Below are 25,298 nucleotides of genomic sequence, written 5' to 3'. Positions count from 1 at the left end.
GCGCTGACCTGCGCAGACGCGGGTGGTCGGAGGGCCGCCACGGCGTCCCGACGGCGTATGCCGTGTGCTCGGGCCACGCTCCTCGGCGCGGTCAGCGCCGGGTGCCCCACGTCCAGGCCGGGGTGGTGAGCAGGCCCTGGCCCTGCACGACGGTCTCGCCGAGGTCCTTGGCGAGCGTGATGCCGCGAGCGGGCGAGCCGAGACCGACCGGCGTCTCGTCATCGTCGTCGGGGTCGACGACTCCGAGCTCGCGGACCAGCGCGTCCGAGTGCGAGACGACCATGACCTGGCTGCGCTCGGCCGCGGACCGGACGAGCCGCGCCAGGGGTGGGAGCAGGTCGGGGTGGAGCGAGGTCTCGGGCTCGTTGAGGACGAGGAGGGGTGGCGGGTCGGGCGTCAGCAGCGCCGCGACGAGCAGCAGGTAGCGCAGGGTGCCGTCGGACAGCTCGGCGCCGGCGAGCGGGCGGAGCATGCCGGGCTGGTGCAGCTGCAGGTCGAACCGACCGCCCTCGACGGTCACCTCGAGGATCGCGCCGTCGAAGGCGTCGGCCACGGCCCGGTCGAGCTCGGACCGGCCGTTCTCGCGGATCGTCTGCAGGGCTGCGGCGAGGTCACGGCCGTCGTCCGCGAGCACCGGCGTGCGGGTGCCGACCTGCGGTGTCCGGGCCGGGGCCTCGGCGTCCGCGCGGAACCCGTCGTAGAAGCGCCAGCCCCGGATCATCCGGCGCACCCGCAGCAGCTCTGGCGCCCGCTCCGGGTCGGCGAGCTCGGTGAGCATGCTCTCCCACGGCCGGAGCGAGCGGGTCAGCTCGGTCCAGCCGGGGCGGCCCGCGCGACGGGCCGTCGGCGCGGCGGCTCCGCCCGACGACCGGTAGGCGGCCGGGCGTCCTCCGGCACGGGCGCCCGGAGCCTCGACCGGATCGGACTCCCACTCCTCCCTTTCGCCCTCGTCGGGGCCCCACTCCGATCCCCACCCGTCGTCGTCGCCGGCCGTGGCCCTGGTCTCCACGACACCCCAGCGGCGGCGCACGAGCACCGAGCCCGGCCGCATCACCGGCCCGGCCCACACGATCTCGCGCTTGATCTCGGGGTCGCGCAGGAACGCCGACGGCGTTCCGGCCTCGCTGCCGGTCGACTGCTGCGGCAGTCCGAGGTCGACGAGGTAGCCGAAGTCGTCGGAGGCGAAGCCGAGCTGGAGGCTGATCGGCCCCTTGCGCCGCGTGCCCTGCACCGCGTGGCCGCGGTCGCGGGCACCGCCCAGGGTCGCCGGGCCGGCCCAGAGCGCGGACTGGAGACCACCCTCACGGGCGAGCGTGCCGATGACGTCGCCGCGGCCGCAGCCCGCGAGCAGCCGCAGGGAGCGGTAGAGGCTCGACTTGCCGCTGCCGTTCGCACCGGTGACGACGTCGAGCCCGTGCAGGGGCACGACGACCTCGCGCAGCGAGCGGTAGCCGGACACGGCGACGGCGGTGAGCATGCCCCGACGGTAGGCCGCAGGACCGACAGGCGCGGCGCCGTCGGGTCCGTTGACGGCACCGGTCCACGGCGGGACGCTGGTGGCAGACCGCAGGGCGGCTGCGAGCAGGACCGCGCTGAGGTCCGCCGGATTTCCGCGGGAGGTCCGCGCTGAGGTCCGCGAGGAGGCGGCCGTGACGACGATGCGACGCCGGATGATGCGCACGGGCAACGCGATCGGGCTGTGGATCCATCGCCGCTTCAAGGGCCGGCTCGACAGCGGCGGCTCGGCCACGGTGCTGATGCTGACCTCGCCCGGTCGCCGCACCGGGCTCCCGCGGTCGGTCATGGTGCGCTATCTCGACCACGACGGTGGCTACCTGGTGTGGGGCACCGGCAGCGGCGCCACGACCGAGCCGGACTGGTTCCGCAACCTGCGCCGGTCGGACCGCTCGGTCGTCGAGATCGGCACGAGCTCGACGCCCGTGACGCCGGAGGTGCTCGTCGGAGCCGAGCGCGACCGGGTCTGGCGCGAGGTCGTGCTGGCTGCCGCGCCCGGCGTCGCGAAGTACGAGGCGAAGGCCGGTCGGATCATCCCGGTGGCGGTGCTGCGTCCCGCCCCGCTCACGCCTCCGGGTTGACCCCGTCGCCGCCTGCTCCGGCGGACCACGCCGGCAGCTCCTGCAGCGACCAACGGTTGCCGTCGGGGTCGCTGAAGTGGACGAAGCGCCCCCACGGCTGCTCGTCGACCTCGGACGCCTCGACACCGCGCCCGACGAGCTCGGCCCGGATCGCGTCGGCGTCGGCGACCACCATCTGGAGGTTGTCGAGGCCACCGGGGACGATCTCGGTCAGCCCCTTGCCGATCGCGATCGAGCAGGCCGACCCGGGCGGGGTCAGCTGAACGAAGCGGACCTCGTCACTGACCGTGTGGTCGTGGTCGGCGATGAAGCCGACCCTGTCGACGTAGAACTCCTTGGCCCGGTCGATGTCAGTCACGGGCACGGCCACCAGCTCGAGCTTCATGTCCATGCTCCGACGGTAGGCCCGTCCACCCACAGTGCGGGAGCCCAGCACGCGCCCATTTCTCGGGCGGACCGATCCGACCCCTCAGCCCTCGGGTTCGGTCGGCGGCGGCGCTCCCCCGTCCGCTCCCCCGTCCGCGCCAGCAGCCGAGGGAGCGTCGCTGAAGCCGACCGTGGGCGCCCGACCCGAGCCGATCGGTCCCGGCTCCATCAGCGTCGCGACGAGCGGCGGGGTGGGCTCCACCAGGGCTCGACGCTGCCGCAGCCGCCCGGCGACGCCGCCCACCGTGCCGGTCACCGAGTCCGCTACCCGCGGCAGCAGCACGGGCACGACGAAGGCGGCCAGGGCGGCTGCGAGGAGCACGACCGACACGACCTCGAGCCAGCCGAACGTCGTCGTCACGACGACGAGCCCCGGCTGGAGCCCGATCGAGCGGTCGTCGACCGACAGCCGCAGCACCACGGACGCGGCGACGGTCGCCAGCGCCAGCGCGGTCCCGACCGCCGCGGCCAGCTCGCCGCGTCGCCCGTCGACGACGATCCGGACGACTAGCCCGGCCGCTGCGAGCACGAGGACGACGACGAGCAGCACGAGCCGCGGCACCGGGTTGGGGCCGGAGAACGCGTCGAGCAGCACCCCGTCGGACGTGTAGACCACCTCCCGTCCCCACGACCAGATCAGCTGCTCGTAGCCCTTCGTGAAGTCACCGACCTCCGGGACGCGGACCGCGACGATCTTCGTCGGCCACACCGCCGTGGACGCTGCCAGCAGGACGCCGGCACCTCCGAGCGCCACGCCCCCCAACCCCGTACGCCTCTGGGTCATCGGGGCGGCCGAACGTGGTCGGGGTCGGCGCCGGGGTCGTCCGAGAACCCGACCCCCGAGCGGGCACCGTCGCCCCAGCCGTCGCCGGGGCCGCCGGACCAGGCTCCCGAACCGGGGCGCGAGCCGGGCGCGGCGTCACGCATCGTGGCGATGCCGATCTGGGGGGCAGATGCGGGTGCCGTGGGGGCGTCGTCGTCGACCGGCGTGCGCGACCGGTGGACGAGCCCACCGGCCCAACGTCGTGCCGACGCTGCGCCCGACACCGCCACGCGGGCGACAGGGCGCCCCGTCAGGACGCCGAGGGCAGCCAGCAGCAGGCCGACGGCCACGTACTGCAGGACCCCGGCCGAGGTCTGGGTCGGGACGATCCGGTTGCTGTCTCCGTAGAGGCCGCTGGAGACGCGACCCGCCGTCTGCCCGAGGTTGGCGGTCACGGTCGCCGACAGCCAGGCGGTGCCCGCGACGCCCAGCACGACCCCGTCGGAGCCGGGGCGCAGAGCGAGGCAGGCGGACGCGGTCAGGCCGGCGAGAAGCGCGACGACGAGCAGCACGAGGCTCGTCGGGTTCCCGAAGTGGATGCCCTGCGCCAGCAGCCCGGGCACCACATCGGCGACCTGCCCCCAGGACCACAGGGCGAGCTGTTGGAACGGTGCGACGGAGCCGGGGGCTAGGTAGGTGATCACGTCGGTGGGCCAGATCGCCGTCGGCGCTGCTGCGAGCACCCCGCCGAGGACGAGCACCGCACCGATGCGGCGCCCCGTGGTGATCGGACGACCCTTCGACCGACGACGCCGCGCCGCGTCGACCGGCGCCGTCAGCGCCGGACCACCGGCCCTCGGAGCGGGGCGTTCGGGCAGGCTCATCGTCGCCCCCGGTCGGTGTCCGTCAGGCCCACCGCCCGGCCGGTCAGGTGCTCGCCCACCGGCCGCAGGCCGACCTGCTCGCCCACGGGCCGCGGCCCGACCTGCTCGCCCACGGGCACGCGCCGGTCCCCACGATCGGGGCCACCGGTGACCGGGTCGGGCGCCGTTCCGGCGATGACGGGCCGCCCGGCGGACCGGATCGCCGTGCTCACCAGGAGAGCCAGCGCGATGACGAGCAGCACCGACGAAGTCGTCTCGAGCGACCCCGCCTGCGTCATCCCGGTGCGCACCGTGAGGCCGGACGCTCCCTGGTCGACCTCGCCGAGGGAGCGACCCACGCGGTCGGACACGGTGGTGAGCACTCGACCGGTGAGCAGGGCGATCGTCACGAGGCCCGCCACGCGACCCCACGCGACACGTCGGGGCAGCCAGACGGCGACGCCGACCAGGGCAGCGACGAGGAGCACCACGAGGACGGCGAGGCCGAGCAGGTTCCACTGGTCCCGCAGCTCGACCCCCTCGAGGCCCGTCACCCGGACCCGCCCCCAGCTCCACTCCCACTGGCGCGACAGGAGCGAGCCGTGCTCGCGGTCCGCGACCGCCATCTCCCAGGTGGGTGAGAACAGCGAGGGCACGACGAGCAGGACACCGAGGAGGGCGAGCCCGCCACCGAGCCGGCGGTCGGCGAGCCAGTCCCACACCGTGCCCATCCGCGACCTCCGCCCGCGACGACGCCGCGACGACTGCGGCGCAGCACCGCGCGACACCGCGCGGTTCAGGCCATTGTCGCTCCGGTCGACCCGGTCAGCGAGCCCCGAAGCGTTCGGCGACCTCGATGAGCCGCGAGTTCGCGTCCACCTCACCGATCGTGACCCGGACGCCGTCGTCGCCGTACTGCCGCACCGTCAGCCCGGCCTCGGCGCACGCCTGCGAGAACGCCGTCGAGTCGCCGCCGAGCGGGAACCACACGAAGTTCGCGTCGGACTGCGGCAGCTTCCAGCCCTGGTCGCCGAGGGCCTGCACGACCCGGTCGCGCTCGGCGACGAGCGACTCGACGCGTGCGTTCAGCTCGTCGAAGGCGTCGAGCGAGGCGATGGCCGCCACCTGCGCCACCGAGTTCACACCGAAGGGCGTGGCCGTCTTGCGGAGGGCGGCGGCGACGGGAGGGTGCGCGACGGCATACCCCACCCGGAGGCCGGCGAGGCCGTACGCCTTGGAGAAGGTGCGCAGCACGACGACGTTGGGGCGGTGGCGCCACACGTCGAGACCGCGTACGGCGTCGGGGTCGCGGACGAACTCGACGTAGGCCTCGTCGACGACGACGATGACGTCGTTCGGGACCTTGTCGAGGAACGCCTCGAGCTCGGCCTGGTGGACGCACGGCCCGGTCGGGTTGTTGGGCGTGCAGACGAGGACGACGCGGGTGCGGCCGGTGATGGCGGCGAACATCGCGTCGAGGCGGTGGCGGGCCTGCTCGTCGAGGCCGACCATGACCGGCTTCGCGCCGGCCAGCTGGGTGACGATCGGGTAGGCCTCGAAGGAGCGCCACGCGAAGACGACCTCGTCGCCGGCGTCGCAGGCGGCGTTGACGATCTGCGCGAGGACGGCGACCGAGCCGGTGCCCGTCGCGATGCACTCGGTCGGGACGTCGAGCGCCTTCGCGAGCCGCGCGGTCAGGGCCGTGACCGCCATGTCGGGGTAGCGGTTCACCGTGGCCGCCGCGTCGTCGATCGCCGCGAGCACCGACGGCAGGGGGCCGTAGGGGTTCTCGTTGGACGAGAGCTTGTACGCCGTCACCCCGGCGGGTGCCGCCGCGGGCTTGCCCGGCTTGTAGTCGGGCATCTGCGCGAGCACGTCGCGCAGGCGCACCGTGGCCCCGGTGGCCTTCGGGGCGGCGTACGCCTCCTCCGGCGTCGCGCTCTCGGTCACGCTCTCGCTGACAGTCTCGGGGCTCTCGCTCATACTCGAACTGTAGAGGCAGTGTCCACGCGGGCGACCGGCCCATGGACGCTCTCCTGACGGCGACACCGGTCTGTGGCTAGGCTCACATCGTCGCGCCACCGCCGCCTCGACATCTTCTTCATGCCCAGCCTCACGAAAGTCAGATCATGCGCATCGGCATCCTCACCGGGGGCGGGGACTGTCCCGGCCTCAACGCCGTCATCCGGGGCGCGACCCGCGCCGCCGAGGTCACGTACGACAGCACCGTCATCGGCTTCCGCAACGCCTGGCGCGGGGTCATGGACAACGACTACGAGATCCTCGACGTCGACCGGTGCCGCGGCATCCTGCCCCTCGGCGGCACGATCCTCGGGACCAGCCGCGACCAGCCCTTCGCCCACGAGGACGGCCTCAAGCGCGTGCGCAAGGCCTACGACCGCCACGGCCTCGACGCGATCATCGGGATCGGCGGCGAGGGGTCGATGGGTGTGGTCAACCGCTTGCACGAGAACGGCTTTCCCGTCATCGGCGTGCCCAAGACGATCGACAACGACATCTCCCTGACGGAGATGACGTTCGGCTTCCAGACCGCCGTGCAGATCTGCACCGACGCCATCGACCGGCTCCACACCACGGCCGAGTCCCACCACCGGGTCCTCGTCGTCGAGGTCATGGGCCGGCACGTCGGCCACATCGCGATCTGGTCCGGCCTGGCCGGCGGCGCCGCGATCACCCTCGTGCCCGAGGAGCCGTTCGACGTCGACGAGGTCTGCGAGCGGATCGTCCACCGGCACAAGAAGGGCCGCTTCGCGACGATCGTCGTCGTTGCCGAGGGCGCCCTGCCCAAGGCCGGCACCATGGACATCCCCGCGCCCGAGGTCGACAAGTACGGCCACCAGATCCTCGGCGGCATCGGCTCGATCCTGGCCCGCGAGATCCAGGGCCGCACCGGCATCGAGAGCCGGATGACCGCGCTCGGCCACATCCAGCGCGGCGGGTCGCCGGTCGCGTTCGACCGCGTCCTCGGCACCCGCTTCGGCGTCGCCGCGGTCGAGGCCGCGCTCGACGGTGCGTGGGGCCAGATGGTCGCCCTGCAGAGGGGACGCATCGAGCGCGTGCCCGTCGCCGAGGCCATCGGCGCGCTCAAGATGGTCGAGCCGGACCTGCTGCGCCTCAACGCGATGTTCCAGCCGCGGATCCCCGGAGACGAGCACCCCGGCCTTCCCGCCGATGCGCCTGCTCCCGTGGAACACTGACCGCATGCTCCTCAACTTCGCGCTTCGGACGGTGGTCAACGCCGTCGCCCTGGGAGTGGCCGCGTGGGCCATCCCCGGCATCACGTTCGGTGGTGGCTCGACGGGTCAGGTCATCTGGACGGTCGTCCTCGTGGCCCTGATCTTCGGCATCCTGAACGCCTTCATCAAGCCGATCATCAAGCTGATCTCGCTGCCGCTCATCATCCTGACGCTGGGCCTGTTCGTCTTCATCGTCAACGCCCTGATGCTCGAGCTCACGTCGTGGCTGGCCGGCAAGCTCGACCTCCCCTTCCACGTCGAGCACTTCTTCTGGGACGCCGTCCTCGGCGGCCTCATCATCACCTTCGTGTCGATGCTGCTCAGCTTCATCAAGACCGACTGAGCCGGCTCGCCCTCTCGACCCGGCCCGGCCGTGAGCCCGCTTCCCCTCGGGAGGCGGGCTCACGGCATACCGGACCGACCTGCGCGGCTCCCGCGCTCTCAGGCGTTCGTCGCGTAGCGCAGCAGGATTGCGCCGTCCTCGAAGCGCTCGACGTCGTCGAGCCGCAGGCGTATGCCGCCGGGTGGCCCCGCGTGGGGCAGCGTGACCAGACGCTGGCCGCCCGGGTCGCTCGACACGACCGGGTCGAGCAGGACCGCGATCTCGTCGACGAGGCCGGCGGCGAGCAGGGCGCCGGTGAGCGCGCCGCCGCCGTCGGTGCGGACGTCGCGCACGCCGTGCGAACCCGTGAGGTGCGCGAGCCCTGCGGCGAGGTCGACGCGACCGGACGCGGGTCCGGTGGCGTCGACGTGCTCGATGCCGCGGCGGTCGAGGTAGCGCAGGTAGTCGGTCGGGGTGTGGCGCGTGACGAGGACGGCGACGTCGCGGTACCACGGCTGGGACAGGGCGTGGGTCCAGCACCGGACGACGCCGCGGCTGTCGGGGACGACGAGGAGCGGGCGCGGCTCGGTGACGAGCGACTCGAAGCCGGGCACGACGGGCAGGCGCTCGGGCCGCAGCAGGATGCGCTGCTGGTCGGTCTCGGACTCGGGCGGCCCGAAGGCGAGGGCGGTCGTGCTGCCCATGAGGATCGCGTCGCTGCGCCAGCGGAAGCCCAGCCGGTAGTAGCGGGACGGGTCGGTGTCGAAGCCGACGACCCTCCCGTCGATGCTGGCCTCGTTGTAGACGACGACGTGGGGACGGACGGGGCGCTCCATCCGACCACGGTAGGGGTCCGCGCCGACGGTCGCGGGCGCTCACGCACAACCGCTCGGCGACGGGCGCGGGGGCCGTCGGGGTGTCGGTGGCGAGGGTGTGGGCGCAGCGTCCTACCGTCGTGGCATGCGGTTGCTCCACACCTCCGACTGGCACCTCGGTCGCACGCTCCACGGCGTGAACCTCCACGAGGCGCAGTCGGCCGTGCTCGAGCGCATCTGCGAGCTCGTCGAGGACCCTCCCGACGGCATCCCGATCGACGCCGTGCTCGTCGCGGGCGACGTCTACGACCGCGGCGTGCCTCCCGTGGAGTCGGTGCAGCTGTTCGAGTGGACCCTCTCGCGCCTGTCGGCCGTCACCACCGTCGTCATCACGTCGGGCAACCACGACTCGGCGATCCGGCTCGGCTACGGCGCGGGCCTCTTCCGCGACAGCATCCGCATGGTCACCGACCTCGGCCAGCTCGACCTGCCGGTCCAGCTCGAGGGCAGCGACGGGGTGCGGGCCGCGGTCTACGGCATCCCCTACCTCGACCCCGACCACGCGCGGGTGGCACTGGCGGGCGGTGGAGAGCCGCTGCCGCGGTCGCACCAGGCCGTCGTCGGAGCGGCGTGCGACCGCATCCGCGCCGACCTCGCCGAGCGGCCCGGAGTCCGGTCGGTCGTGCTGGCCCACGCGTTCGTCGCGGGCGCCGAGCCGAGCGACTCCGAGCGCTCGATCATGGTCGGGGGTGTCGACCGGGTGGCCGGCACGGTCTTCGACGGCCTCGACTACGCCGCGCTGGGACACCTCCACGGCCCGCAGGCGCCGGAGTCCGCCGAGGGGTCGGTCGTGCGCTACTCCGGCTCACCGCTGCGCTACTCCTTCTCGGAGCAGGACCACGAGAAGGTCGTGCTCCTGGTCGACCTCGACACGTCCGGCCCGGCACGCGTGACCCCGGTCGAGATCGTGCAGCCGCGCGCCATGGCGACCCTGCGCGGGCGCCTCGACGAGCTGCTCGAGTCGGCTACCTACGCCGGCGCTGAGGACGCGTGGGTGCGCGTCACGGTCACCGACCGGGTGCGTCCCGACTCCCTCATGGACCGCCTCAAGTCCCGCTTCCCGCATGCCCTGCAGGTCTTCCACGAGCCCGAGGGCGCGATCGACCGTGGCCGCGGGGGCACGACCGTCGTCAGCGAGCGCGACCCGCGTGAGCTCGGCTCCGACTTCATCGCCTACGTCACCAAGACCGAGGCGAGCGGCGGCGAGGTCGACGTCTTCGAGGCCGGCTTCGAGGCGGCCGTGAAGGCCCAGCACCGGGCCGAGTCGCAGGAGGTGGCGTGACGTGCAGCTGCACCACCTGTCCATGACCGCCATCGGGCCGTATGCCGGCACCGAGGTCATCGACTTCACCACCGTCGGGCGCGCCGGACTCTTCCTGCTCGAGGGGCCCACCGGCTCGGGCAAGTCGACCATCATCGACGCCATCACCTTCGCGCTCTACGGCAAGGTGGCCCAGGCCTCGGCCGACGTCGAGCGCATCCACTCCCACCACGCCGACCCGCGCACCGTGCCGGTGGTCGTGCTCGTCTTCGAGACGCAGTCGGGTCTCTACCGCGTCCAGCGCACCCCCCGCTTCGAGCGGCCCAAGTCGCGCGGCGAGGGCACCACGGTGCAGCAGCCGACCATCAAGCTCTGGCGCCTCCAGACACCCGACGACCTCGAGGGCGGCGAGCTGCTCTCGACCAACATCGGCGACTGCGACGACGAGATCACCCGCGCCGTCGGGCTCACGCGCGACCAGTTCGTGCAGACCGTGATCCTGCCGCAGGGCGAGTTCGCGACGTTCCTGCGTGCCCGGTCCGAGGACAAGGGCAAGCTCCTCGAGAAGGTCTTCGGCACGGCGTTCTTCCGCCGGGTCCAGGACGAGATCGTCGAGGCCGGGCGGGCCGCCCAGGCCCGCCGTCAGTCCGCGGTCGACGAGATCCGCCTCGCGATGCACGCGCTCGCGGTGTCGGCCGGCCTCGAGACGTCGCGACGCGACGAGCTCGAGGCCCTGAGCCGCACGACGCCCGAGGCCCTCGACGCCGAGCTGGCCCAGGTCGTCGACGAGCTGACGACCCGCGAGCGGCACGCGGGCAAGGCGAGCCGCGAGGCCATCGAGACCCACAAACAGATGGCCGACATGGTCAGCGACGCCCGGCTGCGCATGCAGCGCCGCGAGCGGCTGCTCCTGCTCCAGCAGCGGGAGCACGACCTCGGCAAGCAGGCGGTGACCTTCCAGCAGCTCGGCGACGAGGTGGCGCGGGCGCGCCAGGCACGTCCCGTCGCCGGTGCCGTGCGCACCCTGGCCCTGTCCGAGGCGACGCTCAAGCGCGCCGAGGCGGCCCTGGCCCAGGCCCGCGCCCGCGTCGACCCGGGCCTGCGCGACCGCGGACCGGCCGCGCTGCGCGAGGCCGCCGCGCAGGCCCGCGAGGTCGTCGGCTCCCTCACCGGGGCCATCACCCTCGAGAGTGCCCTGGCCGGCCGCATCGCCGAGCTGGCGCGACGGCGTGAGGGGCTCGACGGCCTACGCCGGTCGGTGGCGTCGGTGACGACCGAGCTCGAGGCGCTCCCCGTCACGATCACGACGCACGAGGAGGCGCTCACCGAGGCACGCCGGCTCGCGGCGCTGCTCGACGGGCGCGCCGCCGAGGGTGAGCGGGCCAGGGGTCGGCTCGAGGCGGCGGTGGCCCACACGGCCGCGAGCGCCCGGGTGCCCCGGGCGGAGTCCGCCGCGACCGAGGCACTCGGGACCGTGGCGTCGGCCGAGACCTCGCTGGCCGAGCTGCGTCGGGCCCGCATCGACGGCATCGCCGGCGAGCTCGGGCTCTCGCTCGTCGAGGGCGACCCGTGCCCGGTGTGCGGCTCGGTCGAGCACCCGTCACCGGCTCACCGGACGCTCGACGCGGTCACTCCCGAGCAGATCGAGGCCGAGGAGTCCCGCGTCGTCGGGCTGCGCGAGCAGTCCGGCCGAGCGGCCGAGGCGCTCGGTGCCCTCCGGTCCGAGGTGCGCGAGCTCGCGGCACGCTGCGACGGGCTCGACGTGGCCACGGCCCGATCCCAGGCCGAAGCGGCCGCGCGTGAGCTCGCTGCGTCGGTGCAGGCCCGAGCCGACGTCGAGGCCGGGGTGGCGCGCGTGGCCGAGCTGCGCGACCGCGTCGACACGCTCTCGGCCGAGGCGGGTCGGCTGGGCGCCGACCTCGCTCGGGTCGAGCAGTCCGTCGTCGACCTCGACGGCCGCATCACCGAGGAGACGGCGGTCGTCGAGCAGGCGCGCGACGGCCACCCCAGCGTCACGGCCCGACGCGATGCCCTCGTCGCCGACGCGGCCCGACTCGACGCGCTCGTCGACGCGCTCGGCCAGCGCGACGTCGCTGCCTCGTCCGTGGCCGAGGACACCGCGGCGCGCGACGCCGACCTGGCTCAGTTCGGCTTCGCCGACGTCGCCGAGTGGATGGCGGCCGACCGCGGCGCCGAGTGGATCAACGCCAAGACGCGCGAGATCGCCGAGTTCGAGCGGGCCTGCACCCAGGTGCGCGCCGGGCTCACCGGGCCCGAGCTCGCCGACGTGCAGCTCGACGCCCTCTTCGACGACATCGAGCAGCTCGAGGCCCTCGCCGCTGCGGCCAAGAAGGACATGGAGGCAGCGAGCAACGAGCACGGCAGCCTCCGGGACCAGGTGACGCGCACCAAGCGACGGGTCACCGACATCCGTGACGCGATGGCACGCAACGCCGCCGTCATCGCCGAGACCGCCGACGCCGTGCGGGTCGGCCAGCTCGTCGCGGGCAACGGCGACAACCAGCTCAACCTCGACCTCGCGAAGTACGTCCTGATCCGCCGCTTCACCGAGGTGCTCTCGGCCGCCAACACCGAGCTCGGGCGCTTCTCCGGCGGTCGCTACACGCTCGAGCACACGGACGCCAAGAAGGGCAACGCCAAGTCGGGCCTCGGCGTGCGCGTCCACGACATGCACACCAACCAGGTCCGCGAGGTCGGCACGCTGTCGGGCGGCGAGACCTTCTACGTCTCGCTGTCGCTCGCCCTCGCCCTCGCCGAGGTCGTGCGGGCCGAGTCCGGCGGCGTCGACCTCGGCACGCTCTTCGTCGACGAGGGCTTCGGCACGCTCGACCCCGACGTCCTCGACGACGTCATGCACACGCTCGAGGGGCTGCGCGAGGGCGGCCGCACCGTCGGCATCGTCAGCCACGTCACCGAGCTGAAGTCGCGGGTCGCCGACCGCATCGAGGTGCTCGTCAAGCCCGACCGCACGAGCACCCTGCGCATCACCGCCTGACCCTCTGGCCCGTCGAGTCGCCCCGCTGTCACACGGATGGGACAGATGGGGCCACCGGGACACACGACGTGGCCCTACGATCCGATCATGAAGATCGCCGCGAGCGTGTTCGTCGGGCTGGCCGCACTCCTGCACTTCTTCATCTTCTGGATGGAGAGCGTCGGCTGGACCCGGCCTGAGGTGTGGAAGCGCTTCGGCGTCGCCGACCAGGCGGCCGCCGACGTGACCCGGCCGATGGCGTACAACCAGGGCTTCTACAACCTCTTCCTCGGCATCGGCGCGGCGCTCGGGCTGGTGCTCTGGTGGACCGACCACGACACGGCCGGTCGAACGCTCGCCCTCTTCTGCACGGGCTCGATGGTCGCCGCCGCGGCCGTCCTCGTCACGACGGGGCGGCGCTACCTGCGCGCCGCGCTGACCCAGGGCACGTTGCCGCTCGTCGGCCTGGTGCTGACCCTGCTCGTCTGACGTCGGTCGCGGCGCCCCGCTCGCTCACCTCCGGGCCGGCTCGAACAGCTCGACCGGGTTGCCGGACGGGTCCTCCACGAGGATCTGGCGCCCCCCGGCTCCCTCGGCCACGGCGCCTCGGAACGTCGCGCCCGCCCCGCGCAGCCGGTCGACCTCCGCGTCGAGGTCCTCGGTCACGAGCTGGAACCGGCTCCACCCGCCCGGGGACGGTGGGGCTCCGGGCTGCTCTCCCGCGTGCCCGGCCCCGCCGGCGCCGGGCTGGTTGAGCAGGAGACGCAGGTCGTCCCGCCCAAGAATGGCGAAACCCGGCAACGGACCCATCTCGACGTCGAACCCCAGGAGCCCGGTGTAGAACTCCACGGCGGCCGCGACGTCGTCGACGATGTAGCGCACCCCGACGGCCATAACTCTCGCCTCCGTCCTCAGGTCGAATGCCCTGACCCAGACGACGCTACGCCGCCCCGCCCACTTGTGCAACGGTTGCGTTTCACAGTGAAACGACAGCGTACGATTGGGTGCGTGACCAGCGAACGCCCGGCTCGAGCGCCGGATCCGCGCATCGAGCGCACCCACGAGCTGGTCAAGCGGGAGGCGCTGGCGGAGCTCGCAGCACGCGGCTACGGGGCCTTCACGATCGAGTCGGTGGCCAAGCGCAGCGGCGTGGCCAAGAGCACCATCTACCGCCACTGGCCCGGCAAGCTCGCGCTGGTCGCCGACGCCCTGGAGACCCTGAACGTCCAGCCCCCCGGCGACGCCGCTCTCGTTCCGGCGTCGCCGCTCGACCGGGTCGACCGGCTGCTCCGCCACCTCTCCGCGGCCTTCGCGGACCCCGCGATCACGGGCTGCACCCCGGCGCTGATCGAGGCAGCCGAGCACGACGAGCACGTGCGCGCCTTCCACCACGCCTACGCCGCGACGCGGCGGCAGGCACTCGTGCAGGCCATCGCCGACGGCGTGGCGGACGGGAGCTTCCCCGCGAGGGTCGACCCCGGCACCGCCGCCGTCGCCCTGGCCGGCGCCATCGTCTACTCCCGGGTCATGACCGACGCGCCCTACCGTCCCGACGACGTGCCGACGCTGATCGAGACGGTGCTCGGGTGAGGCCCGAGTAGTCCGCCCGTCGCCCGCCGGGGCCCCGTCCACGACGCACTCCGCTGCCTGCTCGAGGGGTCCCGGGCCGCTGGGGACGCTGATCAGTCGATGTCGACTCCGGAGCGCCTCACACGCGCCGCGCCGACGACGAGGATCACGACGCCGACGGCGGCTGACCCGGTGGCGAGAGCGGAGTAGCCGAGCGAGCCGACGACGATGCCGGCTGCCACGCCACCCCCGGCCCCGGCGAGACCCATGAGCACGTCGGCGAGGCCTTGCGTCGCGGGCCGCTCGTCGGTCGTCACCACCGAGGTCAGCAGGGTCGAGCCCGAGACGAGCGTGCACGACCAGCCCACGCCGAGCAGGAAGAGCGCGACGAGCAGCAGGCCGGACCAGCCGGCCTGCGAGCGCGACGCGAGCAGCGACGCGAGCGTGAGGACCACACCGCCGGTCATCGCGACGGGTGCAGGACTCCAGCGGTCGACGGCCGCGCCCACGAGCGGAGACAGCGCGAACATCCCGAGGATGTGGATCGAGATGACGAAGCCGATGACCTCGAGCTCGGCGTGCCCGTGCTTCATGTGGATCGGGGTCATCACCATGACGCTCACCATGACGAGGTGGCCCAGGGCCATGATGAGCATCGCCTGCAGGGCGCGAGGGTTCGTGCGCACGACGGACAGGCCACGGCGCATCGACCCGTCGTGGTTGGGCACGTCGGCCACGCCGCCGGACGCGGGGTCGGCCACGACGTCGACCGGCTGGACCCGACGAGCAGGACCCGCCTCAGCCGTCGGCTGGGCCGTCCGCTCACCCCTCCGCTCAGCCGTCCGCTCTGCGGCCGCGGCTCGCCGGCTCTCCTCGCGGGCTACGGCGTCGAGGGCACGGGCCGTGAGGAGCGGGTCAGGACGCAGCAGCCGGTCGACGACGAGCCAGGCCAGCACGAAGCCGACGAGCGAGAAGAGGAAGGTCCCCGCCAGCTCGGGCAGCCCGAGGGCGTGAGCCAGCGCCTTGCCCGGTCCGACGAGGTTCGGCCCGACCACCGAGCCGATCGTCGTGGCCCACACGACGATCGACAGGTCGCGCCCCCGGCGGGCCGGGGCGGCCAGGTCGGCCGCGGCATACCTCGTCTGGTTGTTGGCCGTCGTCCCGCCGCCGAAGAGGAACATGCCGACGACGAAGAGCGGGAACGACCGCAGCACGGCGGCCACGATCACGAGAGCGGCACCCACGAAGGCCACGGCCAGACCCCACCGGAGGCCGACCCGACGCCCCTTGGCGGCCGTCGCGCGGGCGACGGGGATCGTCAGCAGCGCGGTGCCGAGCACCTGGGCGGTCGTGCCGACGCCGGCGAGCGCCTCGGTGCCGCTGAGGTCCTCGGCGAGGAGCGCGCCGACGGCGATGCCGCACGCCATGCCGACGCCGCTGAGGATCTGCGACCCGACGAGAGTCCGAACCACCTTGCGTTGCAAGGTCGCCCGGTCGAGCTGAGCTGGAGCGAGGACCACGGCGCCTCAGACGTGACGGCGCGACGTGATGACGCGGAAGCGGTTCGCGACGTAGGCGGCGTCGGTGTAGGCCGCGTTCGCCGCCGGGTTGGCACCGGTGCCGTGGAAGTCGGAGAAGGCGGCCGTCTGGTTGACGAAGACCTGCCCGGTCAGGTTCTCGGACAGGGCGACTCCGCCCTCGGCGGCCGCGTCGCGCGCCGCGTCCAGCACGGTGTCGCTCGTCGAGTAGACGGCCGCGGTCATGGCACCGTGCTCGCGCACGGTGTCGGCGAGCTGCGCGAGCGACTGCTCCGTGGAGGCCGTCCGGATGAGGAAGCCGACCGGGCCGAAGCACTCCTGCGTGTAGACGTCCTCACGGGCCACGTCCACGGCGACGAGCCCCGGGGCGCGCACGACGGCATCGGACCACGTCGGGTGCGTGACGCGCCGCGAGTCGAGCACGACGCGGCCGTCGGCGTCCTCGGCGATGGACGCGAGCGAGTCGGCGTTGCCACGCACCTGGTCGTTGACCGTGGCGCCGAGCAGCTCGACGGCCTTGGCGTCGTCGCCTGTGAGCCGACCGACGGCACCGGCGAGCCGGTCACCGAACTCGTCGAAGGACAGGTGCCCCTCGTCGGTGTCGACGCCGCTCTCGGGCACGTAGAGGTTCTGCGGCGCCGTGCACATCTGGCCGGAGTAGAGCGTCAGGCTGAAGGCGAGGTTGCCGAGCATCCCGCGCAGGTCGTCCGTCGAGTCGACGACGATCGAGTTGAGGCCGGCCTTCTCGGTGTAGACCAGCTTGCCGTGCGCGGCCGCCGACTGCTCGAGCCAGGCACCGAACGTCGGGCCGCCGGTGTAGTCGATGATCGCCACCTCGTCTCGCTCTGCGAGGGTCTTGGCGAGCCCCTGGCCGTCGGCCTCCGCGGCGAGCTGCACCAGAGCCGGGTCGAAACCGGCCTCCGCGAGCACTTCACGGGCGACCTCGACCGAGATCGCGAGCGGCAGCACGGCGCGCGGGTGCGGCTTGACGACGACGGGGTTGCCGGTGACGAGCGAGGCGAAGATGCCGGGGTAGGCGTTCCACGTCGGGAACGTGTTGCAGCCGATGACGAGGGCCACGCCGCGCGGGACGAGGCGGTAGTCCTTCTGCATCCGCGTCGCCGCGGGGTTGCCCTCGCGGTCGCGACCGGGCTTCTCCCAGACGACCGACGCGGGCACGCGCTCCTGCTCGACGAGCCCGGCCGCGACCGCCTCGACGGCGCGGTCCTGCGCATGCGGCCCACCGGCCTGGAACGACATGACGAACGGCTGGCCGGACGTGTGCATGACGGCGTTGGCGATCTCGAAGCTGCGCTTGTTGATGCGGTCGACGATCTCGACGCAGACCGCGGCCCGCACCTGCGGACCCGCGTCACGCCACGCCGGCATCGCTGCGCGGGCCGCCGCGAGACCGGCGTCGACGTCGAGCGCCGGGTAGGTGATGCCGAGCGTCGGCCCGTAGGGCGACACCTCGCTGCCCACGAAGGTGCCGTCGGTCGGCTGGCCCGACAGGGCGGCATACGCCCCGCCCAGGTGCGCCTCGTGGGCGGCCAGCCCCTCGGCGGCGGCGGACTCGCCGTAGACGCGAGGGCTGGGCGACTCGGGATAGCGGGAGTACCAGCTGCGGCTCGCCAGGGCCTGACGGATCTCGTCGAGGACTCCCGCGTGCGCGTCGAGCAGGGGGTGGGTGGGCGTCGTTGCCGGTGCAGTCACGGGTCGATGCTAGTCCCGGCCGACAGTGCGGCCGTATGCCGTCACGCGCGGCCCGCGACCGCCCGCCGCGCACACCGGGTGGGCGACGCGGCAGGATGGCGGGCATGGACACGGACACCACCGAGGCCACTGAAGACCATGCTGACGAGTCGGCGTTCGGCCCCGTCGGAGTCATCGGGGCAGGAGCAATGGGGGCCGGCATCGCCCAGGTCGCGGCGACCGCCGGCCACGACGTGACCCTCGTCGACGCGGTGCCGGGCGCGGCGGCAAGCGCCGTCGAGAAGGTCGGCGCCGCCCTGTCGCGCCTCGTCGACAAGGGACGGCTGTCCGCCGACGACGCGGCCGCAGTGCTGGCCCGGATCACCCCCGTCGAGTCGCTCGACGAGCTGCCCGAGTGCGGTCTCGTCATCGAGGCCGTGCCGGAGGACCTCGACCTCAAGCGTCGGATCTTCGCCGACCTCGCCGACCGCCAGCCGCCGACGACGGTGCTCGCGACCAACACGTCGAGCATCGACATCGACGACATCGCCGCCGACGTCTCCGACCCCGAGCGCACGCTCGGGCTGCACTTCTTCAACCCGCCGCCCGTCATGAAGCTCGTCGAGGTCGTGCACGGCTCGCGCACCGCCCGGGCCTACGTCGAGCACGTCACCGCGCTCATGTCGGCCTGGGGCAAGACCCCGGTGCGGTGCAGCTCGACCCCGGGCTTCATCGTCAACCGCGTCGCTCGACCCTTCTACGGAGAGGCGCAGCGCATCGTCGAGAGCGGCGTCGCCGACGCGGCCACCGTCGACTGGGCGCTCCGCGAGAAGGGCGGCTTCCCGATGGGGCCGCTCGAGCTCACCGACTTCATCGGGCAGGACGTCAACCTCGCGGTCGGCACGTCGGTGTGGGAGCAGACGGGCCGCGACGAGCGTTACGCGCCGACGGCCTTCCAGCGCGACCTCGTCGAGGCCGGGCGGCTCGGCCGGAAGACGGGCTCGGGGGTCTACGCGTATGCCGCCGACGGCTCGGTGACGGGGGCGGAGCCCGACCTCGGGCTCGCCGAGCGCCTCGTCGGCGGACCGATCGCGACCGACCCGCTCGCGCGGACTCTCGCGATGCTCGTCAACGAGGCCGTCGACCTCGTCGCGCGCGGCGAGGCGAGCGCCGACGACGTCGACACCGCGATGCGCCTCGGCACCCGCTACCCGAAGGGCCCCATCGCCTGGGGCCGCGAGATCGGCTTCGACGTCGTCGCCCGGCAGGTCGCCGAGCTCGACGAGGCCTACCCGGGCGGCCGCTACCGCCCGAGCCCGGCCCTGACCGACGGGAGCATCTCGTGAGCGAGACCCAACTGCCCGGTGGCGGGGCCCACGACCGGGCGGACCCGGAGGCGGGGGTCGCCTTCGCCCGGCAGATGTGGGCCGACGACGAGGCCTCGCGCCGGCTCGGCATGGAGGCCGTCGTCCTCGATCAGGACCATGCCGTCGTGCGGATGGCGATCCGCGACGACATGGTCAACGGTCACGCCATCTGCCACGGCGGCTACATCTTCACCCTGGCCGACTCGTGCTTCGCGCTCGCCTGCAACTCGCGGGGGAGCCTCACGGTGGCGGCCGGGGCCGACATCTCCTTCACCGCCCCGGGGCGGCTCGGTGACGTGCTCGTCGCCGAGGGGCACGTGCGCTCGGCGTTCGGGCGCAGCGGCATCACGGACGTGACGGTGAAGAGGGAGTCAGACGGTCAGATCATCGCCGAGTTCCGCGGTCGCAGCCGCAGTCTCAAGCGCCCCTGACCCTGACTCCCACCGTCGAGAGGCCACGACACGCCGCGTCCCGAACGTCGACAGGCCACGACACGCCGCCTTCCGATCGTCGAGAGGCCACGTCCGGCACGGCGCCGGCGGGCTCTCGACGATCAGGATGGCGATGGGCCGTACGTGGCCACTCGACGGTTGACGGTGGGCCACACGTGGCCACTCGACGGTTGACGGTGGGCCACACGTGGCCACTCGACGGTTGAAAGTGGGGGAGGTCAGCGGGAGCGGCGGTTGCCGGCACGGGTGCCGGCGGAGAACGACGCGGCGCTGCCACCGCTGCTCGTCGAGTAGACCGTGGAGGAGCCACCGCGGCGGCCGGAACCGCCCGCGCTGCCGGCGCCACCCTGACGGCGACCGCCGGTCTGGCCCTCGCCGCCCTGGCCGCCACGACCGCGGCCCGCACCAGCGCCACGACCACCGGAGCGACCGGCACCGCGGGCGCCACCGCCCTGCGCGTCGGAACCCTGGTCACCGCGGCCACGACCGCGACCCCCCTCGCTCGGTCCGCGACCGTGCTCGGCAGTGGGACGACCGGCACCGGCACCCCGGCCAGCGCCGGACGCGCCAGCGCTGCGGCCACGACCGCGGCCGGAGCCGCCGGACGCGGAGTTCGAGCTCGAGCCCGAGCGGGACGGGGCGTCCTCGCGGACGAGCCCGCCGGCATACGACCGGTCGCCGGGGGCGAGCTCGGTCAGGAGCGGGTGTCCGAGCTGGACGCGCGTCGTCGTCGGCTTGATGCCGGCCTTGCGCGTGAGGTCACGCACGTCGCGCACCTGGTCGTCGAGCATCATCGTGACGACGATGCCGTCGTTGCCCGCGCGGGCGGTGCGGCCCGAGCGGTGGAGGTACGCCTTGTGCTCGACCGGCGGGTCGGCGTGGATGACGAGCGCGACGTCGTCGACGTGGATGCCGCGGGCGGCGATGTCGGTCGCGACGAGCGTCTGCGCGCGGCCCGAGTGGAAGTCGTCCATGTTGCGCGTGCGGGCACCCTGGCTGAGGTTGCCGTGCAGCTCGACGGCCGGAACTCCCGAGGCGTTGAGCTGCTTGGCGAGCTTCTTGGCCCGGTGCTTGGTGCGCGTGAAGACGACCTTGCGGCCGGGGGCCGCGGTGAGGTCGAGGATGACCGGCAGGTGCGAGCCGTTGTCGACGTGGAGCACGTGGTGGCTCATCGTCGAGACGGGCGACTGCGCCGAGTCGGCCTCGTGCGTCACGGGCTGGTGGAGGAACTTGTTGACGAGCACGTTGATCGCGCCGTCCAGCGTTGCCGAGAAGAGCAGTCGCTGGCCGTTGCGGGGCGTCTTCTCCATGATCCGGCGCACGCCCGGCAGGAAGCCGAGGTCGGCCATGTGGTCGGCCTCGTCGAGGATCGTGACCTCGATGCTGTCGAGGTTGACGTGGCCCTGCTGCATGAGGTCCTCGAGGCGGCCGGGGCAGGCGACGATGACGTCGACGCCGTTCCGGAGGCCCTGGACCTGCGGGTTCTGGCCGACGCCACCGAAGATCGTCTGCGAGTTGAGCCCGAGCGCCTTGGCGAGCGGGGCCATCGCGGTGTCGATCTGCGTGACGAGCTCGCGGGTCGGGGCGAGGATGAGGGCGCGCGGACGGCGAGCCAGGCGGCTCCGTCGCGACTGCGAGAGGCGCGTCAGGAGCGGCAGCAGGAAGGCGTACGTCTTGCCCGAGCCGGTGCGGCCACGGCCCAGGACGTCGCGCCCGGCGAGGGAGTCGGGCAGCGTCGCGGCCTGGATGGGGGTCGGGGTGGTGATGCCGAGGCCGTCGAGGATGGTGACGAGGTCGGCGGGCACGCCGAGAGCGGCGAAGTTCGTGTCAGTGGACACAGGTTGGGTACTCCAAAAAGTGGATGCGGTCGTTCTGCCCGGCGCGAAGGGCCTCAGCTGTGAGGTGTCGCGGCGCAAGAGCGAATCGACGGGGCCGGCGACACTCCGCCAGGCCAAGAAGAAGCGGCCCGAGGCAGAACTGGGCGGGCCACTGGGACAAAGACTACCGGAGCGGGCGCCGAAGACGTTAACCGAGCCGACTCCCTCGAACGGCAGACCGGATGTAGTGGCGGACCTCGCCCAATACGAGGCCGTGCACAACCCGGACGGTGACGTCACCTACGGGATCGTCGCCAACGGCAACCCGTGCGCCGAGGCGATCCTCGGCGAGCTCAGCGGGGGCCCCGCCACCTACACCGGCATCACGGACACGCACCCGTACTCCGTCGCGTGGAGCCCGTCGGGCTGGTACGTGGCCGACGCCGGCATGAACGCCGTGCTCAAGGTCGACCGGACAGGACACGTGTCGACGGTCGCGGTGCTCCCGCCGCAGCCGGTGACGCTGACCCAGCCGATGGTGGGGGCCCTCGCTGCCGAGTTCGGGGCACCGGCCGACGCCTTCGACTGCCTCGTCGGGGTGACGTACGCCTTCGAGCCCGTGCCGACCGACGTCGAGGTCGACCAGAACGGCGCCCTCTACGTGTCGATCCTGCCGGGCGGCCCCGAGAGCCCGGCCCTCGGCGCCCGCGGCAAGGTCTTCAAGGTCAATGCCTCGACCGGGGCGCGCACCACGGTCGCGAGCGGACTGCTCGGCGAGGCGAACGTCGCCGTCGCCTCCGATGGAACCCTCTACGCCACCGAGCTCTTCGGCGGGAAGGTCACGAAGTTCGCGAACGGCAAGCGGTCCACCGCCGTCACCGTCGACCGGCCGCTCGCGGTCGAGGTCCACGGCGGCTACCTGTACGTGGGTCAGTTCGCCGACATCAGCTTCGGACCCACCGGACCGGAGGTCAACGCGCCGGGCAGCGTCATCCGCTTCAAGCGGTAGCCGGCGACACGGCATACGCACGTATGCCGTCACGGAACGCCCCGGGCCAGCGCGCCCGGGGCGTTCCTGTGTCCCCGCTAACGGTTCGGCAGCATCCGTGGGCACCCGCACCGAAAGGTGGCAGGATCGGCCGCATCAGCGGGCGCACCGTCGCGCCTGCCAAGGAATGACCGTGTTCGCCCCGGAAGGACCATCTTGATGCGTCGCATGCCCCTCATCGCCGTCACCGGCTTCATCGCCGCCGGCCTCACATTCTCCGCCTGCGGCTCGGACTCGCTGTCCAGCTCGCCGGGCGGGGGCAGCACGCCCACCGGGACGGCTGCCGGTGGCGGGGTCGACCAGGCCCTCGCGGCCAAGGTCCCCGCCGCGATCAAGTCCGCGGGCAAGATCGTCGTCGGCACGGACCCGACCTACGCCCCCAACGAGATGCTCGGCTCCGACGGCAAGACCGTCGAGGGCTTCGACGTCTCCGTGTTCAACGCCGTGGCCGCCAAGCTCGGCCTCAAGACCGAGTACGTCCCCGCCGGCTTCGGCACGATCATCCTCGGCGTCACGAGCGGCAAGTACGACGTCGGCGTCTCGAGCTTCACCATCAACCCTGAGCGCAAGAAGCAGGTCAACATGGTGAGCTACTACAGCGCCGGCACCCAGTGGGTCGTCGCCAAGGGCAACCCCGAGAAGGTCAGCATCGACGACGCGTGCGGCAAGAGCATCGGCGCGCAGAAGGACACCGTGCAGGCCGAGGACCTCGCCGCGCGGAGCAAGAAGTGCACGGACGCCGGCAAGCCCGGCATCACGCAGGTCATCCAGACCGGCCAGGACCAGGTCACCGCCGACGTCGCGAGCGGCAAGACGGTCGCCATGCTGGCCGACTCCCCCGTCGGGCTGTATGCCGTGAAGCAGACGGGCACGCTCGAGGCGCTCGGCGAGATCTACGACTCGGCCCCCTACGGCTACGTCGTGCCGAAGGACCAGACCGACTTCGCCAACCTCCTCGTCGAGGCCCTCAAGGCGACCAAGGCCGACGGCAGCTACGAGGCGGCCCTCAAGCAGTACTCCGTCGAGGCCGGCGCCATCGACACCTTCGCCGTCAACCCCTGAGCACGCAGATGACCGACACCACCTCGGACCGGCCGGGCGTCATCGACGCCCGGCCGGTGCGCCACCCCGGCCGATGGGTCGCGCTCGCCGTGATCCTCGTGCTCGTCGGCATGCTGGTCAGCTCGTTCCTGACCAACCCGCGCTGGAACTTCACCAAGGCGCTCGAGATCATGCAGCAGACGCCGGTGATCGAGGGGCTCTGGAAGGGCACCATCATCGGGACGGTCGGCTCGATGGCCATCGGCATCGTCGGCGGCATCATCATCGCCGTGCTCCGACTGTCGGACAACCCCATCCTGCGCGGCGTCTCGTTCGTCTACACGTGGTTCTTCCGCGGCATCCCGCGACTCGTGCTCCTCGCCATGATCGGCAGCGGTGTCGGCTTCCTCTACAACAGGCTCGACTTCGGTGTGCCCTTCGGCCAGCAGCTCGCCTCGTTCATGGGGCTGTCGAGCGACTTCACCTTCTTCACGCTCAACGTCAACCAGTTCTCGAGCACGCTGCTCGCCGGCATCATCGGCCTCGGCGTCTCCGAGGCGGCCTACATGGCAGAGATCGCCCGGGCCGGCATCCTGTCGGTCGACCGCGGCCAGGCCGAGGCCGCGTCGGCCCTCGGCATGAACCGCGGCCAGGCCATGCGCCGGATCGTCCTGCCCCAGGCGATGCGCGTCATCGTGCCCCCGACGGGCAACGAGACCATCGCCATGGTCAAGGACACGTCGCTGCTCTCGGCGATCCCCGTCATCACCGAGCTCTACTACCAGACGAGCGCGATCGGCAACCGCACGCTGCTCATCATGCCGGCCTTCGTCGCCGTCACCGCGTGGTACCTCATCGTCGGCTCGGTCCTCATGGTCGGGCAGTACTTCCTCGAGAAGCGCTTCGGCCGGGGCTTCGGCACGGGTGCACCCAACAAGCGCTTCGCGCGACCGGCCGGGGCGGGAGGCGCCTGATGTCAGACACCACCACGGCCTCCGGGCCCGACGCGCGCTCACGCACCGGCGAGGACCAGCCGCTCGTGCGGGCCCTCAACGTCATGAAGAGCTTCCACGGCACCGAGGTGCTCAAGGGCATCGACCTCGACGTGCACCGGGGCGAGGTCGTGTGCCTGCTCGGGCCGTCGGGCTCGGGCAAGACGACGTTCCTGCGCTGCATCAACCAGCTCGAGGAGATCGACGGCGGCCGCATCTGGGTCGACGGCGACCTCATGGGCTTCCGCGACCACGGCGGGCAGCTGCACCACCTCACCGACAAGCAGATCGCGACTCAGCGCCGCGAGATCGGCATGGTCTTCCAGCGCTTCAACCTCTTCCCGCACATGACGGCCCTCCAGAACGTCATGGAGGCGCCCGTCCAGGTGCGTGGGACGGGCAAGAAGGCAGCGAAGGTGCGGGCGCTCGAGCTGCTCGAGCAGGTCGGTCTCGGCGACAAGCCGAGGGCCTACCCCGCCCAGCTCTCCGGAGGCCAGCAGCAGCGCGTCGCCATCGCCCGGGCGCTCGCGATGGACCCGAAGCTCATGCTCTTCGACGAGCCGACGTCCGCGCTCGACCCGGAGCTCGTCGGTGAGGTGCTCCGCGTCATGCGCGAGCTCGCCGACCAGGGCATGACGATGATCGTCGTGACGCACGAGATGGGCTTCGCCCGTGACGTCGCCGACCACGTCGTCTTCATGGACGGCGGCGTCGTCGTCGAGGAGGGCAAGCCGAAGGACGTCATCAGCAACCCGCAGCACGAGCGCACGAAGTCGTTCCTCAAGCGGATGCGCACCGAGCACGACGAGGCACGCGCCGACGCCGACGAGCTGGACGCTCCCGACGCCTGAGCCTCCCGCTCCTCACGTCGAGTGGGCACGTTCTCCCCTGGAGGACGTGCCCACTCGACGTTGCGGGGAGGCG

General features: G+C 72.6%; 24 protein-coding genes. 13 read left to right on the top strand and 11 right to left on the bottom strand.

Features of this window, described 5'->3' with window-relative positions:
• Positions 1 to 91 precede the first annotated feature (91 nt).
• Positions 92 to 1,477, bottom strand: coding sequence for an AAA family ATPase (locus ASG96_RS00585; RefSeq protein WP_057586683.1), 1,386 nt, complete (start codon positions 1,475 to 1,477; stop codon positions 92 to 94).
• A gap of 280 nt (positions 1,478 to 1,757) precedes the next feature.
• Between ASG96_RS00585 and ASG96_RS00580 the strand changes: the two genes are divergently transcribed.
• Positions 1,758 to 2,096, top strand: coding sequence for a nitroreductase family deazaflavin-dependent oxidoreductase (locus tag ASG96_RS00580; RefSeq protein ID WP_369793599.1), 339 nt, complete (start codon positions 1,758 to 1,760; stop codon positions 2,094 to 2,096).
• Here ASG96_RS00580 and ASG96_RS00575 read toward each other — a convergent pair.
• The 5 genes from ASG96_RS00575 to hisC all read right to left on the bottom strand — a co-directional run bounded on the left by ASG96_RS00575 (position 2,080) and on the right by hisC (position 6,131).
• A complete protein-coding gene (locus ASG96_RS00575) occupies positions 2,080 to 2,487 on the bottom strand; it encodes a glyoxalase superfamily protein (RefSeq protein WP_057585944.1) in 408 nt (135 codons plus the stop codon). The two genes, ASG96_RS00580 and ASG96_RS00575, sit on opposite strands and share 17 nt — an antisense overlap.
• A gap of 78 nt (positions 2,488 to 2,565) precedes the next feature.
• Positions 2,566 to 3,276: a hypothetical protein gene (locus tag ASG96_RS00570; RefSeq protein WP_056755902.1), complete on the bottom strand. Its 711-nt coding sequence runs from the start codon at positions 3,274 to 3,276 to the stop codon at positions 2,566 to 2,568.
• Positions 3,277 to 3,302: 26 nt separating this feature from the next.
• Complete coding sequence (locus ASG96_RS00565) at positions 3,303 to 4,169, bottom strand: hypothetical protein (RefSeq protein WP_057585942.1); 867 nt, start codon at positions 4,167 to 4,169, stop codon at positions 3,303 to 3,305.
• Entirely contained in the window at positions 4,166 to 4,879 is a 714-nt protein-coding gene (locus tag ASG96_RS00560) for a hypothetical protein (protein ID WP_057585939.1), read from the bottom strand. The genes ASG96_RS00565 and ASG96_RS00560 overlap by 4 nt, the downstream gene beginning before the upstream one ends.
• A gap of 94 nt (positions 4,880 to 4,973) precedes the next feature.
• Positions 4,974 to 6,131: a histidinol-phosphate transaminase gene (hisC, locus tag ASG96_RS00555; RefSeq protein ID WP_082591541.1), complete on the bottom strand. Its 1,158-nt coding sequence runs from the start codon at positions 6,129 to 6,131 to the stop codon at positions 4,974 to 4,976.
• A 146-nt stretch (positions 6,132 to 6,277) separates the two neighbouring features.
• Between hisC and ASG96_RS00550 the strand changes: the two genes are divergently transcribed.
• Both ASG96_RS00550 and ASG96_RS00545 read left to right on the top strand, forming a co-directional pair.
• Complete coding sequence (locus tag ASG96_RS00550; RefSeq protein ID WP_057585937.1) at positions 6,278 to 7,366, top strand: 6-phosphofructokinase; 1,089 nt, start codon at positions 6,278 to 6,280, stop codon at positions 7,364 to 7,366.
• A 4-nt stretch (positions 7,367 to 7,370) separates the two neighbouring features.
• Complete coding sequence (locus ASG96_RS00545; protein ID WP_056756425.1) at positions 7,371 to 7,748, top strand: phage holin family protein; 378 nt, start codon at positions 7,371 to 7,373, stop codon at positions 7,746 to 7,748.
• 98 nt (positions 7,749 to 7,846) lie between these two features.
• Here ASG96_RS00545 and ASG96_RS00540 read toward each other — a convergent pair whose 3' ends face one another.
• Positions 7,847 to 8,563, bottom strand: a complete 717-nt coding sequence (locus tag ASG96_RS00540; RefSeq protein ID WP_057585935.1) for a dihydrofolate reductase family protein — start codon at positions 8,561 to 8,563, stop codon at positions 7,847 to 7,849.
• A 124-nt stretch (positions 8,564 to 8,687) separates the two neighbouring features.
• On the opposite strand from ASG96_RS00540, the gene ASG96_RS00535 reads away from it, so the two are divergent.
• From ASG96_RS00535 to ASG96_RS00525, 3 genes are all read left to right on the top strand, one after another.
• Complete coding sequence (locus ASG96_RS00535; RefSeq protein ID WP_057585933.1) at positions 8,688 to 9,884, top strand: exonuclease SbcCD subunit D; 1,197 nt, start codon at positions 8,688 to 8,690, stop codon at positions 9,882 to 9,884.
• Position 9,885: 1 nt separating this feature from the next.
• The gene (locus ASG96_RS00530; protein ID WP_057585931.1) at positions 9,886 to 12,879 is read left to right on the top strand and encodes an AAA family ATPase; all 2,994 of its coding nucleotides are present in this window, start codon (positions 9,886 to 9,888) and stop codon (positions 12,877 to 12,879) included.
• Between the two features lie 87 nt (positions 12,880 to 12,966).
• Entirely contained in the window at positions 12,967 to 13,347 is a 381-nt protein-coding gene (locus tag ASG96_RS00525) for a DUF1304 domain-containing protein (RefSeq protein ID WP_056755880.1), read from the top strand.
• A gap of 24 nt (positions 13,348 to 13,371) precedes the next feature.
• Here the strand turns inward: ASG96_RS00525 and ASG96_RS00520 are convergent, their stop codons facing one another.
• Positions 13,372 to 13,752, bottom strand: a complete 381-nt coding sequence (locus ASG96_RS00520; protein WP_056755877.1) for a VOC family protein — start codon at positions 13,750 to 13,752, stop codon at positions 13,372 to 13,374.
• Positions 13,753 to 13,866: 114 nt separating this feature from the next.
• Between ASG96_RS00520 and ASG96_RS00515 the strand changes: the two genes are divergently transcribed.
• Positions 13,867 to 14,448 carry a TetR/AcrR family transcriptional regulator gene (locus ASG96_RS00515; RefSeq protein WP_056755875.1) on the top strand — a complete coding sequence of 194 codons (582 nt, stop codon included), beginning with the start codon at positions 13,867 to 13,869 and terminating at the stop codon, positions 14,446 to 14,448.
• Positions 14,449 to 14,540: 92 nt separating this feature from the next.
• On the opposite strand, the gene ASG96_RS00510 is transcribed toward ASG96_RS00515, so the two are convergent.
• Together ASG96_RS00510 and paaN are read right to left on the bottom strand one after the other, a co-directional pair.
• Positions 14,541 to 15,899 (bottom strand): MFS transporter, encoded by a 1,359-nt coding sequence (locus tag ASG96_RS00510; protein WP_235506560.1) that lies wholly within the window; start codon positions 15,897 to 15,899, stop codon positions 14,541 to 14,543.
• A 54-nt stretch (positions 15,900 to 15,953) separates the two neighbouring features.
• Entirely contained in the window at positions 15,954 to 17,678 is a 1,725-nt protein-coding gene (paaN, locus tag ASG96_RS00505) for a phenylacetic acid degradation protein PaaN (protein ID WP_057585929.1), read from the bottom strand.
• Positions 17,679 to 17,782: 104 nt separating this feature from the next.
• Between paaN and ASG96_RS00500 the strand changes: the two genes are divergently transcribed.
• Together ASG96_RS00500 and paaI are read left to right on the top strand one after the other, a co-directional pair.
• Positions 17,783 to 19,003: a 3-hydroxyacyl-CoA dehydrogenase NAD-binding domain-containing protein gene (locus ASG96_RS00500; RefSeq protein WP_056755867.1), complete on the top strand. Its 1,221-nt coding sequence runs from the start codon at positions 17,783 to 17,785 to the stop codon at positions 19,001 to 19,003.
• Entirely contained in the window at positions 19,000 to 19,455 is a 456-nt protein-coding gene (paaI, locus tag ASG96_RS00495) for a hydroxyphenylacetyl-CoA thioesterase PaaI (protein ID WP_200958601.1), read from the top strand. The genes ASG96_RS00500 and paaI overlap by 4 nt, the downstream gene beginning before the upstream one ends.
• Positions 19,456 to 19,694: 239 nt before the next feature.
• On the opposite strand, the gene ASG96_RS00490 is transcribed toward paaI, so the two are convergent.
• The gene (locus tag ASG96_RS00490; protein ID WP_057585927.1) at positions 19,695 to 21,314 is read right to left on the bottom strand and encodes a DEAD/DEAH box helicase; all 1,620 of its coding nucleotides are present in this window, start codon (positions 21,312 to 21,314) and stop codon (positions 19,695 to 19,697) included.
• On the opposite strand from ASG96_RS00490, the gene ASG96_RS00485 reads away from it, so the two are divergent.
• The 4 genes from ASG96_RS00485 (at position 21,223) to ASG96_RS00470 (ending at position 25,225) form a co-directional block, all read left to right on the top strand.
• Positions 21,223 to 22,302, top strand: coding sequence for a ScyD/ScyE family protein (locus ASG96_RS00485; RefSeq protein ID WP_157610579.1), 1,080 nt, complete (start codon positions 21,223 to 21,225; stop codon positions 22,300 to 22,302). The genes ASG96_RS00490 and ASG96_RS00485 overlap by 92 nt on opposite strands.
• Before the next feature lie 198 nt (positions 22,303 to 22,500).
• Positions 22,501 to 23,403: an ABC transporter substrate-binding protein gene (locus ASG96_RS00480; RefSeq protein ID WP_057585923.1), complete on the top strand. Its 903-nt coding sequence runs from the start codon at positions 22,501 to 22,503 to the stop codon at positions 23,401 to 23,403.
• Between the two features lie 8 nt (positions 23,404 to 23,411).
• Entirely contained in the window at positions 23,412 to 24,356 is a 945-nt protein-coding gene (locus ASG96_RS00475) for an amino acid ABC transporter permease (protein WP_057585921.1), read from the top strand.
• Entirely contained in the window at positions 24,356 to 25,225 is an 870-nt protein-coding gene (locus ASG96_RS00470) for an amino acid ABC transporter ATP-binding protein (protein ID WP_056755850.1), read from the top strand. The genes ASG96_RS00475 and ASG96_RS00470 overlap by 1 nt, the downstream gene beginning before the upstream one ends.
• Positions 25,226 to 25,298 lie beyond the last annotated feature (73 nt).

Origin of the sequence: Terrabacter sp. Soil810 (assembly GCF_001429645.1) — a bacterium.
In the GTDB taxonomy this organism is placed as follows: domain Bacteria; phylum Actinomycetota; class Actinomycetes; order Actinomycetales; family Dermatophilaceae; genus Terrabacter.
This window is presented reverse-complemented; position numbering and strand designations above follow the sequence as displayed.